Source organism: Janthinobacterium svalbardense (assembly GCF_002327145.1).
In the GTDB taxonomy this organism is placed as follows: domain Bacteria; phylum Pseudomonadota; class Gammaproteobacteria; order Burkholderiales; family Burkholderiaceae_D; genus Janthinobacterium; species Janthinobacterium tructae.
The window spans coordinates 3,349,538-3,364,172 of sequence record NZ_CP023422.1 but is presented as its reverse complement, the minus strand read 5'-3'; the positions used below and the strand labels follow the sequence as shown (position 1 = coordinate 3,364,172).

The following is a 14,635-nucleotide window of genomic DNA, read 5'->3' as shown; positions in this document are numbered from 1 at the left end:
AAGGAAAGTCATGGGCCAATATATTAAGTCAGCAATAAATAACATCTACGAAGGTGACAATGATCATATAGTTATTGGCCTCACCGGAAGAACCGGAAGTGGATGTTCAACAGTGGCATCAATATTAAGATCAGATCTTAGTGAATTACATCACAGCCTATATAAAGGGGACAATCCAAGCAGCAACGATGAAAGGAAACAGAAAATAGTATATCGCCACTTAACAAAAACATGGCACCCATTTCAAATAATTCAAGTAAGATCAATAATAACCTTATTACTAATTAAGAATGGCGTAAAAAAAGCAGTTGAATTTATAAAATCAACAACACCAGGAAAAGAAGATGTACATTCAGCAGCAAGAGAAATACTATTAGAGTTAGAATTTCACTGCAAAGAAATATATGAAAGAAAAGACCCAAAACAAATTGTCGAATTTTACACGGAATATTTACCCAAAAAAAGTGACGAATTAAAAACAAGGCTAGGTGAAACTGTTATTGTTCCACTATATCAAGTATTTGGATCAAATATTCGCTTTTCTGGCTCTCCTTTTGATAGCAAGGTAAAAGAAGGAGCATTTTTCTCTCTAGTGAAACATGTTCACGACGTCATAAGTGAACTAATGATATGCAATCAGACTTTAGGGCGAAAATCCCTGATTGCTGTTGATGCCTTACGTAACCCTCTAGAAGCAATTTTTCTACAAGACAGAATAACAAATTTTCATTTAGTTGCAGTTTCTTGCCCTGATGAGCAGAGGCTCATAAGACTCGCCTTACAGAACTTTTCTGCAAAAGAAATAAAATCCATAGATTCGACAGAGTATGCCAATCGCGATATTGAGGTTGAAAGCACATATTCCATGCAAGATATTCAAGGATGTCTTCAACGTGCGGATATTTATTTAAGCAACCCGGATGGAGATAGCAGAGTAGGAAAACTGACCAATCTCACAAATCAAATTACACGTCTAATCTCGTTAATGAAGCGCCCAGGAATTATTACACCAACAGCACTAGAGCGTTGTATGCAAATTGCCTACACTGCAAAATTAAACTCCGGCTGCATATCTCGTCAAGTTGGCGCATTAATTACAGACAATAATTTTTCCGTGAAAGCAATAGGTTGGAACGACACGCCACACGGACATGTCCCATGCAATCTTAGAAATAGAGATGATCTCTTAAGCGGATTGGATAAAATTGCCTTCAGCAATTATGAGAAAAACGATGAAACATATATAAATAACTTCAAAGAAAGAAACAAAAGATACATAAAAATCGCAGCGACCGGACGAAATGTATCGTACTGTTTCAAGTCAGAATTTAATTCGATATATAAAACCAATAATCAAGTTCATACACGATCGCTACACGCGGAAGAAAATGCTTTTTTGCAAATATCGAAATATGGCGGACAGGGAATTTATGGCGGCTTTCTATTCACGACGGCAAGCCCTTGTGAATTATGCGCAAAAAAAGCCTATCAACTAGGAATCAGAAAAATATTTTATATTGATCCTTACCCCGGAATTTCAATTGCACACATAATAGAAGGCGGGGAATCAAATCCATATATGGAGCTATTCTCAGGCGCCATTGGAAGATCGTTCCATAAACTTTACTCACCAATTATGGCCTACAAAGATGAGTTGAATGCGCTCGCACCAGAAATAGTCCCAAAAGGCATCCCTGCTTGATAATAGTAAAAAGAAAAAAGCCGCGGTCTCCCGACAGCGGCTTTCTCATTCCTACACCACCAGCAGCGCCTTGAACTCCAGCGCTGCCCTGCAAGCGAGCTAATTACCCCACAAACTTCCGTGCATTCCTGAACATGCGCATCCACGGCGAATCCTCACCCCATGCTTCAGGGTGGTAGGACTGCTGGACGCTGCGGAATACACGTTCAGCATGCGGCATCAGCACCGTGAAGCGGCCGTCTGGCGTGGTGACGGAGGTGATGCCTTCCGGCGAGCCGTTCGGGTTGTATGGGTAGGCTTCGGTAGCGGCGCCCTTGTTGTCGACGAAGCGCATGGCTTTGACCACTTGCGTGATATCGCCCGTTTGCGAGAAGTCGGCGTAGCCTTCGCCGTGGGCGATGGCGATGCCGGCTTGCGTGCCCGTCATGCCGTTGAAGAAGATCGATGGGGAGTCCATCACTTCGACCATGGCAAAGCGGCCTTCGAATTTCTCCGACTTGTTGCGCGTGAACTTGGGCCAGGCGTGGGCGCCGGGGATGATCGATTTCAAATTGCTCATCATCTGGCAGCCGTTGCAGATACCGAGGCCGAAGCTGTCCGTTCGGTTGAAGAAGCGCGCGAACTGTTCCGCCAGGCTGGCGTTGAACAGAATCGTTTTCGCCCAGCCTTCGCCCGCGCCCAGCACGTCGCCGTACGAGAAACCGCCCACGGCGATGACGCCCTGGAAGTCGTCCAGCTTGACGCGGCCCGCAATCAGGTCGCTCATGTGCACGTCGACAGCCGTAAAGCCTGCCTGGTGCATCACGTACGCCGTCTCGATGTGCGAGTTGACGCCCTGCTCGCGCAGGATGGCGACACGCGGACGCACGCCGGTGGCGATGAATGGCGCGGCGATGTTGTCGTTCTGATCGAACGTGACGATAGGCGACATGCCCGGATCTTGCACGTCCAGCAGGCGGTCGTATTCGGCGTCGGCGCACGCTGGATTGTCGCGCAGGCGGGCGATGCGCCAGCTCGTTTCGCTCCACAGGCGGTGCAGATCAGCACGCGGCTGGGTGTAAATCAGCTTGGCGTCGCGCGTGAATTCGATCACGTCGCGGTCGTTCAATTTGCCGATGATATGGCTGCAGGCGCCCAAGTTAAAAGTGCGCAGCACGTCCATGACGAGCGACTTTTCTTCCGCGCGCACCTGGATCACGGCGCCCAGTTCTTCGCTGAACAAGGCACGCAGGGTCAGTTCGTTGCGGCGTTCCGCTACCTGGCCCGTCCAGTTCTTGGCGTCGCCCCAGTCGCTCGAATGCTCGCCTTCCATGGTCAGCATGTCCAGGTTGACGGACATGCCCGTGTGGCCGGCAAAGGCCATTTCCGTCAACGTGGCGTACAGGCCGCCGTCCGAACGGTCATGGTAGGCCAGCAGCTTGTCGTCGCTATTGAGCTTTTGAATGGCGGCGAAGAAGCCTTTCAGGTCTTCCGCGCTGTCGACGTCCGGCGTTTCATTGCCCAGCTGCCCCATGACTTGTGCCAGCGCCGAGGCACCCAGGCGGTTTTTGCCGCGGCCCAGGTCGATCAAGATCAAGGACGTGTCGCCCTTGTCCGTTTTCAGCTGCGGCGTGAGCGACTTGCGCACATCAAGAACGGGTGCGAACGAGGACACGATCAGCGACACCGGCGACGTGACGGATTTCGCCGCGCCCGTGCTCTCGTCTGTCCACGTCGTGCGCATCGACAGCGAATCCTTGCCGACGGGGATGCTGATGCCCAGCGCCGGGCACAGGTCCATGCCGATGGCTTTCACCGTGTCGTACAGGGCTGCATCCTGGCCAGGCTGGCCGCAGGCGGCCATCCAGTTGGCGGACAGCTTGATGTCGGAAATGTCGGCAATCGCGGCGGCGGCGATGTTGGTGACGGCTTCGCCCACGGCCATGCGGCCCGAGGCGGCGGCGTCGATGACGGCCAGCGGCGTGCGTTCGCCCATGGCCATCGCTTCACCCAGGTAACCTTCAAAGCTCATGGTGGTGACGGCGCAATCGGCCACCGGCACTTGCCAAGGTCCCACCATCTGGTCGCGCACGGTCATGCCGCCCACGCTGCGGTCGCCGATGGTGATCAGGAAGGATTTGTCGGCCACGGTCGGCAGCAGCAGCACTTTTTGCGCCACATCCTTCAAGTCCATTCCCGTCAGGTCGATGGCAGGGAAAGCGTTGGCCACGTGGACCACGTCGCGCTGCATTTTTGGCGGCTTGCCCAGCAAGACGTCCATCGGCATGTCGACCGGCTCGTTGCCCAGTTCCGGGTCGATCAGTTTCAGTTGACGCTCTTCGGTCGCCACGCCCACGGCGGCGAACAGGCAGCGTTCGCGTTCGCACATGGCTTTGAACAGGGGCAGGCTTTCCGGCGCGATGGCGAGCACGTAGCGTTCCTGCGATTCATTGCTCCAGATTTCCTTCGGCGCCATGCCCGATTCTTCCAGCGGCACTTTGCGCAGGTCGAAAATCGCGCCGCGCTTGGCGTCGTTGGTGATTTCCGGGAAAGCGTTCGACAAGCCGCCCGCACCCACGTCGTGGATCGAGATGATCGGGTTGTCAGCGCCCATTTGCCAGCAGGCGTTAATGACTTCCTGGGCGCGGCGTTCCATTTCCGGATTGCCGCGCTGAACGGAATCGAAGTCCAGGTCGGCCGTGTTGCTGCCGGTGGTCATCGACGAGGCGGCGCTGCCGCCCATGCCGATGCGCATGCCCGGGCCACCGAGCTGCACCAGCAGGCTGCCGACGGGGATGTCGTTCTTGTGCGTGTGCTGCGCCGAGATATTGCCGATGCCGCCCGCGATCATGATCGGCTTGTGGTAGCCGAATACGGCATCGCTGTCGACGCCGACGTTCTGTTCATACGTGCGGAAGTAGCCGCCCAATACAGGACGGCCAAATTCGTTCGAGAATGCGGCGCCGCCCAATGGACCTTCGATCATGATTTGCAGCGGCGAAGCGATGCGCTCCGGTTTGCCGTATTGCTCTGCATCCTTACGGCCTGCCAGCGGCGCCGTCACGGAAGCGGCCGTTTCCCAGCTACGCACGGCATCCGGCAACGACAGGTTCGAGACGGTGAAACCCGTCAAACCGGCCTTAGGCTTGGCGCCGCGACCCGTTGCGCCTTCGTCGCGGATCTCGCCGCCCGCGCCCGTGGAGGCGCCGGGGAACGGAGAAATCGCCGTCGGGTGGTTATGCGTTTCCACCTTCATCAGGGTGTGCGTCAGTTCCGTCGACGCCGCGTATTCGTGGTTTTCACCGCGCGGGTAGAAACGCGAGACGGTGGCGCCTTCCATGATGGACGAGTTGTCGCTGTAGGCGACGACGGTGCCCTTCGGCTGCAGTTCGTGCGTGTTCTTGATCATGCCGAACAGTGATTTTGGCTGTGCCACGCCGTCGATGGTCCAGTCGGCGTTGAAGATCTTGTGGCGGCAATGTTCGCTGTTCGCCTGTGCGAACATCATCAGTTCCACGTCTGTCGGATTGCGGCCGGCCTTGGTAAAGGCGGCGTCCAGGTAGTCGATTTCGTCGTCCGACATCGCCAGGCCCAGCTCGATGTTTGCCGTTTCCAGCGCGGCCTTGCCCTGTTCCAGCAAGGCGATCGATTCGAGCGGGCGCGCTTCCAGGGTGCGGAACAAGTCCTTGGCGTCGTCGGCGCTGCGCAGCACGGATTCGGTCATGCGGTCGTGCAGCAGGTCGGCCACAGCGTTCAACTGCGCCTCAGTCAATTTGCCGGCGCCAATGGCGCTGCCCAGGATGCCCGATTTCAGGTTGATGCGGAAAGCGATGCCGCGTTCGACGCGCTTGATGTGCGCCATGCCGCAGTTGTGCGCGATGTCGGTGGCTTTCGAGGCCCACGGCGAGATCGTGCCGAAACGGGGGATGACGAAGAATGCTTCGGCAGCGCCTTCCGTATTGTCAGCCTGGGCCGGCTCGCCGTACGTCAGCAATGCGCCAAGGCGCGTGCTGTCGTCGTCGGTGAGAGGCGCGCTGGCATCGATGAAATGGACATAGCGTGCTTGTACAGCAACAATCGCAGGCGAGACGACTTGCAGTTGGCTTAACAGACGGTGGCTACGGAAATGGGACAGGGCATTGGAACCCGGCAGTATCAACATGATTGGAAGGTGGTTGATGCAGCGTGGCTGCGGGTTAAAGGTAGGTATGACAATATCTTTCGTACGGCAAATTTCCTTTGCGCGCATTATACCCGTTTTGCCCCTGCCTCATGACCGGAACTTGCGGTTTTGCCCCCCTTTTGCCCCGCACAGCGGCCATTTTTGACACGGCAACAACACCCTCAGGCAATCATCCCGCGATCACATAGCGGTTCTTGCCCTGGCGCTTGGCCAGGTACAGCGCCTCGTCGGCCAGCCGGTAGCTGTGGCCCAGTTCCTTGCCCCGGTCCAGCTCGGCCACGCCCACGCTGATCGACACGAACTGTGTCGCATGGAAAGCCTCGCTGACGGCCTCGACCAGAGCGCCGGCAAAGGCGCGCGCGTCTTCGCGGCTGCCCGCATACACGATGCCGAATTCCTCGCCGCCCAGGCGCCCGCACAGATGGCCTTGCGCCTTGTCGGCGATGATGGCGGCCGTGCGCACCAGCACCTCGTCGCCCGCATCGTGCCCCTGCTGATCGTTAATGATCTTGAAATCGTCGATATCGATCATCAGGAAATGCAGCATGCCGCCATGGGCTGCGGCATGCATCTGCTGGGCGCACTGCGTGAACATACGGCGGTTGTTCAGGCCCGTCAGGCTGTCCTGGAAGGCCAGGCGTGTCAATTCCACCCTGGAGTGGTAGTTGCGCAAACGCAATAAACTGAAGCTGACATTCAGCGCCAGGCCAAACAGCACGCTGACGGCGATCATCAATGACACCCAGGATTGGTCGGGCAAGCCCGCATTCACGGGATACAGGCCGTGGCCCACGTTCCACCAGATGCCGGCCACCACGGCAAGGTAGCTGAGGCCGCCATTGAAGATGGAGGCGATGGCCAGGGTCAGGAAGACGCCCACGGGCAAGACCCAGAAGCTGGCGTGATCGACGGCGTCTGCCATCGTGCGCAGGCCGAAAGTCAGGGCCAGCACGGCGCAGGCGCCGGAAACGGTCAGCATGGGCAAGGTGGTGCAACGATAGCGCGCCACCAGGCTGACCAGCATGCCCAGCAGCGCCAGCACGGCGTGCAGCAGGTTCGGATGATAGGGGGCAGGCATCATCAGCCAGCTCATGCTGTAGGCGACGATGCCCATCACTTGCGTGACCAGGCCGACCCGGTGCAATTCCGCAAAATAGGTATGCTGCTGTTCGCTGTTGCCGCCAAATGCAAGGGGAACGGCAACGCGCCGCAGGGTAGACAGATCAGGAACGCGCATGACGGGTATCGACACCAGAGAGAGATAAAGCGCCCGGTAAAGCCTTGCGCATGCCTGGCCGCGGCATGGCGCGGCATGCAACAAGTGTTGCATTTTTCAGAATACTATCACGCCAGTCAAGGAATGGACGGGAAAACAGGCACCGCCGCCGCCACAAGCGCCCCCGCGTCATGAAATACAACGCCGGACGGCGCCGGGCGTCCCTGCCCTCGCGCGACGCGCCCGATTGCATGCATTTTGCTGGCAGTGTCGGCCGGCTTTGCAGTATGCTGATACAAAGTAATACTGCCAGGCAGATACCTATAAGAAGAGTTCCCGCAAATGACCGAACAGATGAACGAGAGCTGAACCATGCCAGACACTAGCGACTTATCTGTCCTGATCGTCGACCCGAATCCCAGCATGCGGGGCAATCTGCACAATATGCTGAACCAGGCGGCCATCACCAAGGTGGAATATGCCGTCAATTCCGGCACGGCCATCCGCTTGCTGATGAAGAAACCGTTCGACATCATCCTGTGCGAATACGATCTCGGTAGTGGCACGGACGGCCAGGATGGCCAGCAATTGCTGGAAGACTTGCGCCACCACAAGCTGATCGGCCTGTGGACGATCTTCATCATGCTGACCTCCGAAGCCATCCACAGCAAGGTGATCAGCGCGGCCGAACTGACCCCGTCCGACTACATATTGAAACCGTTTACCGTCGATGTGCTGAGCGGACGCATCGCGCGCGCCATCGAACGGCGCGCCATTTTCCTGCCCACCTATCAGCTGATCGACAAGGGCGACTTGCGCGAAGCCGTGAAAAGCTGCCGCGCGGCCGAACTGCAGCACCCGCGCCTGGCGGCCGATTTCACCCGCCTGCGCGCCGAACTGCACATCGCCCTCGATGAATGGAAGGAAGCGGAACAGCTGTACGCCGACATGCTGGCCACGCGGCCCATGGCCTGGGCCCATCTGGGCCTGGCGCGCACCCTGTTCGAACAGCAGCGCCATGAAGATGCGCAGGAGGCGCTGATGGAACTGGTGGAAACCTATCCCCGCTTCATGGCCGCCTACGATTTGCTGGCGCAAAACCATGAAGCCATGGGCCAGCAGATACAGGCCAAGAAAGTCCTCGAAGACGCGGTGGCCATCTCGCCGCACATGGTGCGCCGCCTGCGCCACCTGGGCGGCATCGCGTTTGACACGGGCGATATCGGCGCGGCCGAACGGGCCTACAAGCAGGTAGTCACCAAAGCGAAGTACTCGGAATTCCGCGACCCGGAAGACCACGTCAACCTGGTCAAAACGCTGGTCAAGAAAGGCGATGCGCCGCAAGCGAGCGGCGTGCTGCGCGACATGGAGCGCTCGCTGCGGGGCAGCGCCAACGTGGAAGCCTGCCGCGCCATCTCGGCCGCCATGCTGCATGAATTGTCGGGCAACGACGTCGCCGCCGCCAGCGAACTGCAACTGGCCGCCGCCGCGCTGGACACGGCGCGCGGCCTGTCGACGCAGCTGAAGGTGGGCCTGGTGCAGAGCTGCCTGAAAAACAACCTGGAGCAGGCCGCCTCCGAGGTCATGATGAAACTCGTCAACGAAGCCGACAGCGACGTGACGATGGAAGCGGCCGTCGACGTATTTGAAAAAGCGGGCCGCCATGACCTGGCGCAAGGCATGGGCCAGCAGATCACGCACCAGGTGCAGGAATTGATGCAGGATGCGGCCAGCAAGTCGGAAAGCGGCGAGCTCAAGGGCGCCGTCTTCGTGCTGCGCCAGGCCCTGCGCAAGACGCCGGGCAACCTGCCCGTGCTGTTCGCCTCCGTCGACGCCATCCTGCGCCAGCTCAACATGCTGGGCTGGGAAGCGCCGCTGGCCGAACAGGCGCAGCACCAGATGCAGATGATCCGCAAGATCGACCCCAGGCATCCGCAGCTGGAGTCACTCAAGCAGCAATACGCGGCCACGCAGCACAAATATGGTATTGCCAGCTGACTCCTGCCTGCCGCTCCCACTTGGCTGGCGGGGCATGCAGCGCGAGGCTCTGTCGCATTCTGCCCAGGTAGTCATTCCGCCAAGTAAGCTGGTCATTGCAGACGGTGCAGGCTGACGTCGGCCCAAAGCAGCCGGTCGGCACTTGCAGTTCACGCACCGCGCCAGAGGCCGAATAAGCGTGCATAACGTGGAAACTTTACTTGGACGCTTTCTGATGAAAAGATCTGCGGCCCGCTGCCACCCTCCGCCAGACCAAAAATATAGTCTGTGATATGCTGCCGCCTATATTTTTTTGGGTGTTACATCCCCTATCACCTCGTCACTCAGGCACCCGATGAATCAACTCGCAGCAATTATCCCTGACGGACAAACGCCGGTACTGAAAACCGAAGCTCTGCAAAAAGCGATCTTCGACAGCGTCAACTTTTCGTATATCGCTACCGATGCGCTGGGTATCATCCAGATATTCAACGTGGGCGCAGAACACCTGCTCGGCTACAGCGCGGCCGATGTGCTCAACAAACTAACACCGGATAGCCTGGCCGACCCGCAGGAGATCATTGCCCGCGCTCATGCTTTGTCCGAAGAATCGGGCCAACCGGTCACGCCGGGCCTCGAAACGCTGATTTTCAAAGCTTCGCGCGGCATCGAGGATATTGTCGAACTGACCTATATTCGCAAGGACGGTAGCCGTTTCCCGGCGATCGTTTCGGTCACGGCGTTGCGCGACGAATACGACGCCATTATCGGCTACTTGCTCATCGGCACAGATAACACGGCGCGACAGCAGATCGAGCAAGTGCTCCACAATAAGACTATTGAACTTGAAAAAGCCAAGGCGGCGGCCGAAAAAGCTAATTTGGCGAAGTCGGAATTCCTATCGAGCATGAGCCACGAACTGCGCACGCCTCTTAACGCCGTGCTCGGTTTTGCACAATTGATGGAAACCGCCACTCCGTTGCCGACACCGGCACAAAAAATGTCGATTGAACAGATTTTAAAAGGTGGCTGGTATCTGCTACGCCTGATCAATGAGATTCTCGACCTGGCGACGATCGAATCGGGCAAGCTGATGATGTCTCTGGAAGCGATGGCACTGAACGAAGTGCTTGCCGACTGCCAGCTAATGATCGCCCCGCAGGCACAGACGCATGGCATCGAGTTGCTTTTCCCGCCAGCCGGAATGCCAATGTATATCGATGCCGACCGCACCCGCATCAAGCAAGTGATGATCAATCTGCTGTCGAACGCGATCAAATACAATCGCCCAGGCGGCAGCGTCAGCGTGACGTGCGCGGCCAGCGCGGGTCGGGTCCGTGTCAGCGTGTCGGACACCGGCATCGGACTGTCGAAGCAGCAGCAGGCGCAACTGTTCCAGCCGTTCAACCGCCTTGGTCAGGAGGCTGGCAACACCGAGGGCACCGGCATCGGTCTGGTGGTGACCAAGCAACTGGTCGAATTGATGGGCGGACGCATCGGCGTGGAAAGCAATGCCGGCGCCGGCAGCACCTTCTGGTTTGAACTCGACGCTTCCAGTGCGCCACCGCTGACAGCAGCCGGTGCCAGCGCAGCGACGTCGGCCCGTTCGCGGCGCAGCGAGGCAGCAGCGGAGCAGCGCACGCTGCTGTATGTCGAAGACAATGAGGCCAACGTCAACCTGGTTGAACAGTTAATCGAGCGGCGCGACGACCTGAATTTGCTGGTCGCCGTCAACGGCCTCGCCGGTGTGGATGTGGCGTGCAAGCAACTGCCCGACGTGATACTGATGGATATCAACCTGCCCGGCATCAGCGGCATCGAGGCCTTGAAAATCTTGCGTGCCAATCCACTGACGGCGCACATCCCGGTCATGGCTCTGACGGCCAACGCGGTTCCGCATGATATAGAACTCGGCATGAAAGCCGGTTTCTTCCGCTACCTGACCAAGCCGATCAAGATCGACGAGTTCATGGAGTCACTCAACATGGCGCTCGATTATGCAGACGAGCAACTGTAGGTAAGGCAATATCTTCCATTTCTTAGCACTGCCATCTCTTTGATTTAAGGGCGGCTGCCAGTGGTGCCGAGGCCGAATTGATCCTCGGCGCCGAAAATTGGACGTAGAGTGGAGCCGGGAAAATAGTACGCCCGGACCTGCATGGTCATCCATTGGGCTCGGCTCAGGACTTCGCGATTTTGTAGCCGGTAGGTAATTCATCGCGCCATCAGCGCCCAACGTCAACAAGCTGGTCAGGCGGGACGATATCGCTCGCAACTGAAATCGATTACGGGTACAAAAGCACGCAAAAATGTTCGTCGGTCTCTGTCAAGTCAATGCGGGCCATACTTCAAGTTCGACCGCGAACTGATGGCTTGGGTACGTAAAGGTGTCGCTAACAATATGGGCGATGTGGTGGATGAATGGAAGCGGCGCAGTGACAGTCGGGAACCGGCCAAAAGCAGTCGCTCGCATAATGCCGGAAAATGTCAAAAGCCAATATTTTTTACCTTAACGCAACGCACGGCGCCCGTGCGAATCAGCTCATATGGCATTTATTTTTGTGGCAGCTAAAGAATTTAAAAAAAATGTCGTAATAAATGAAGCGCATTAATTCTTGTTTTTTATCAGTTGCAAATAACAAATAAAACATTTATAAGTGAATGAAATTAAATTTGACGAATTTTTCAATGAATATGCTAATCGCACATTAAATTCCGGAGCGTCATATGAACTTGGCAATAAAGTCTTATCTATCCAGTCCTGCTCCTGAAATATTGACTGAACAAAAAAACTCTCTCCCGAGCAGTCCTCTTCAATCTGCTTCGCCGGACGTCCATTCAAATTTTTCCGTAAACGTTACTATATCCAGTTCTGCGCGGGCACTTTACAAACTCGATGAAGATAGAGAGCGAGCTGCACCTCTGTCCGAAAACGAACTGAGAGCGACGTATGAAAAAGGACAGAGCGATGTTTACAAATTCGGTCAGCTTCTTGCCAATGGAAATTACAGCAAAGAAAATTTGCTGCCGAACTCGGATGACCCTGATCGTTTGCTATCAGGTCAGAAGTCTCTGGATTTCGCTATTGGGCTGTCCAAGCTTCCGCCTAAAGTTTTACCTAATCCATATGAAGGATTTGCACGCAATGACCTTAGCGCTATAGTGTATGAGGGTTCTGGAAACTACACTGAGGCGGAGCGCTATGCAGCTTATGCAGAACTTAGCAAACAGGATGAGGCATATTTTTCAAAATTATTCTCGAAAATAACAAATGGAGGCGATAATCGGGAAGTTTTCAAGGGTATCTTAGACTATTTCGATGGCCTGCCTGTTATTGAGAAATCAGCTTATCAAAACGGATTCCGGGATAGCATTGATGGTCTTTATAAAGAACAGATAGGACTGTGGGGCAAAATGGCTCCTGCTGAAGATTCCAATCAAAATCACGGAAATAAATCCATTTCACCGATATTTGATAATTCGCAGTCATCGCAAAAGATGTTACAGGCAATCTTGCAAAAAGCTGCAGGCCACCCCGACGAATACTCATAACTTACAGCTTAAGCTGCCAATTCGGTTCAATAGAACCACTAGAGCCAGGATAAATTTCCTCAGCTTCATGTAGTCATTATCTGAATGTCCGCAATGGGGCGGAACCTGGCAACGACGGCAACCGGCCAAAAGCAGCCGACTGGTAGCGACCGGAAGAGAAGGCAGGGTGTCATCTTGCCTGTTCAGGCTATGGAAGTTTTATGCCATCAATAATTTCGCATGCTGTCGTCCCACTCGCAGTTGGCCTTGCCTTGGGCCGCAAAGCGATTCCGTGGCGCCTGCTTGTGATCGGCATTACTGCAGCGATGCTTCCTGACGCAGACGTCCTCGCATTTCACTTCGGCGTTCCCTATGCCCACCAGTTGGGACACCGGGGCATGACGCATTCCCTGGTATTTGCGCTTCTACTCGCCATGCTTGCCTGGATTTTTGCCAAGCAACTGGCTTCATCGCAGAAGCACGCATTTTCGTTTATGTTTTTTGCCACCGCTTCGCACGCGTTACTTGATATGCTGACAAACGGTGGACTCGGTGTCGCCTTAATTTGGCCGATTTCAGATGAACGATTATTTTTCCCGCTACGCGTAATAGAAGTAAGTCCTCTGAGTATTCGACGCTTTTTCAGTTCCACCGGAGTCCGGGTTCTTCTGTCCGAGCTTCAGTGGGTCTGGATACCGTCGACAATCGCCGCCGTCAGTATTGTTATCTGGAGGCGGATTTATTATTCGTCAAAATTTAAAACGCCACAGGGCCCGGTCTCATGAGCTATGCGCCATGTCGCCTGACTGCCACGAACGGACGTATCGCAAACAGGCTTTGGCTAGCGAACCTTTATCGAAATCAGATTTATGCATCCATTAATGAACGATAAATAGCGGGATGAGATACGGCTAACAACGCCCTGCGCGTTTTCTCGGGTGTTCGTTTTTTACACTGAGAGCGAAGCCATGTCGATGACGAAGCGGTAGCGTACATCGCTTTTGACCACGCGTTCAAACGCCTCATTGATATCCTGGATGCGGATGATTTCGATGTCCGACACAATATTGTGCTTGCCGCAGAAGTCCAGCATTTCCTGGGTTTCCTTGATCGAGCCAATCATGGAGCCGGACAGGCTGCGGCGCGCGCCCACCAGGCCGAAGGCGCTGATCGGCGGCACGGCGCCGTCGGGGATGCCGACGATAACCATGCTGCCATCGACTTTCAGCAGGTTGATGTACTGGTTCCAGTCGATGGATGCGCCCACAGTGCAGATGATCAAATCAAACGTGCCGGCCAGCTTTGTAAACGTTTCCGCGTCGTTGGTGGCGTAGTAGTGGTCGGCGCCCAGGCGCAGGCCGTCTTCGCGCTTCGACAGGGTCTGGCTCAGCACCGTCACTTCGGCGCCCATGGCGTGGGCAATCTTGACGCCCATGTGGCCCAGGCCACCCATGCCCAGAATGGCCACTTGCTTGCCAGGGCCGGCTTTCCAGTGGTTCAGCGGCGAATACAGGGTGATGCCGGCGCACAGCAGCGGCGCGGCGGCGTCCAGCGGCAGGTTGTCGGGAATCGACAGCACATAGCCTTCCTTGACGACGATGCTGTCCGAGTAGCCGCCCTGCGTGGCCGTCTTGCCATCGGCTTCGACGCCATTGTAGGTCTGGATCAGGCCTGGCATGTACTGTTCCAGGTCCACGTTGCGCGTCTTGCAGGTGGTGCACGAGTCGACGAAGCAGCCCACGCCCACGTGGTCGCCCACCTTGAACTTGCTGACGTTGGCGCCAACGGCCGTGACGACGCCGGCGATTTCATGGCCGGGCACCATCGGGAAGGCGGCGCCGCCCCATTCGTCGCGCGCCTGGTGGATGTCGGAATGGCATACGCCACAGTATTTGATCGAGATGGCCACGTCGTCTTCGCGCGGGGCGCGGCGCTCGAACGTGAACGGTTGCAGTGCGGAAGTCGGGCCCAGTGCGGCGTAGCCTTTGGCGATGGTAGTCATGAAAACTCCTGTATCTATATGTGTGTGGCGAAGGGGACGCGTGCC

General features: G+C 56.0%; 9 protein-coding genes. 6 read left to right on the top strand and 3 right to left on the bottom strand.

Annotated elements, in window-relative coordinates; translation table 11 throughout:
* Positions 1 to 10 precede the first annotated feature (10 nt).
* Complete coding sequence (locus CNX70_RS28700; protein WP_208624422.1) at positions 11 to 1,702, top strand: cytidine/deoxycytidylate deaminase family protein; 1,692 nt, start codon at positions 11 to 13, stop codon at positions 1,700 to 1,702.
* Positions 1,703 to 1,805: 103 nt separating this feature from the next.
* On the opposite strand, the gene purL is transcribed toward CNX70_RS28700, so the two are convergent.
* Positions 1,806 to 5,843 carry a phosphoribosylformylglycinamidine synthase gene (gene purL / locus CNX70_RS14890; RefSeq protein WP_096235314.1) on the bottom strand — a complete coding sequence of 1,346 codons (4,038 nt, stop codon included), beginning with the start codon at positions 5,841 to 5,843 and terminating at the stop codon, positions 1,806 to 1,808.
* 190 nt (positions 5,844 to 6,033) lie between these two features.
* Entirely contained in the window at positions 6,034 to 7,101 is a 1,068-nt protein-coding gene (locus tag CNX70_RS14885) for a GGDEF domain-containing protein (RefSeq protein ID WP_157751028.1), read from the bottom strand.
* 351 nt (positions 7,102 to 7,452) lie between these two features.
* Here CNX70_RS14885 and CNX70_RS14880 point away from each other — a divergent pair, with 351 nt between their 5' ends.
* The 5 genes from CNX70_RS14880 (at position 7,453) to CNX70_RS14860 (ending at position 13,373) form a co-directional block, all read left to right on the top strand.
* The gene (locus CNX70_RS14880; RefSeq protein WP_096235312.1) at positions 7,453 to 9,078 is read left to right on the top strand and encodes a response regulator; all 1,626 of its coding nucleotides are present in this window, start codon (positions 7,453 to 7,455) and stop codon (positions 9,076 to 9,078) included.
* 334 nt (positions 9,079 to 9,412) lie between these two features.
* Positions 9,413 to 11,074 carry a PAS domain-containing hybrid sensor histidine kinase/response regulator gene (locus CNX70_RS14875; protein ID WP_096235311.1) on the top strand — a complete coding sequence of 554 codons (1,662 nt, stop codon included), beginning with the start codon at positions 9,413 to 9,415 and terminating at the stop codon, positions 11,072 to 11,074.
* Positions 11,075 to 11,269: 195 nt separating this feature from the next.
* Complete coding sequence (locus CNX70_RS28910) at positions 11,270 to 11,629, top strand: DUF6434 domain-containing protein (RefSeq protein ID WP_341865573.1); 360 nt, start codon at positions 11,270 to 11,272, stop codon at positions 11,627 to 11,629.
* 155 nt (positions 11,630 to 11,784) lie between these two features.
* Positions 11,785 to 12,609 carry a hypothetical protein gene (locus CNX70_RS14865; RefSeq protein ID WP_096235310.1) on the top strand — a complete coding sequence of 275 codons (825 nt, stop codon included), beginning with the start codon at positions 11,785 to 11,787 and terminating at the stop codon, positions 12,607 to 12,609.
* 200 nt (positions 12,610 to 12,809) lie between these two features.
* Positions 12,810 to 13,373 (top strand): metal-dependent hydrolase, encoded by a 564-nt coding sequence (locus CNX70_RS14860; protein ID WP_096235309.1) that lies wholly within the window; start codon positions 12,810 to 12,812, stop codon positions 13,371 to 13,373.
* A 164-nt stretch (positions 13,374 to 13,537) separates the two neighbouring features.
* Here CNX70_RS14860 and CNX70_RS14855 read toward each other — a convergent pair whose 3' ends face one another.
* On the bottom strand, positions 13,538 to 14,590 hold the full coding sequence (locus CNX70_RS14855; RefSeq protein ID WP_096235308.1) for an NAD(P)-dependent alcohol dehydrogenase: 1,053 nt from the start codon (positions 14,588 to 14,590) through the stop codon (positions 13,538 to 13,540).
* Positions 14,591 to 14,635 lie beyond the last annotated feature (45 nt).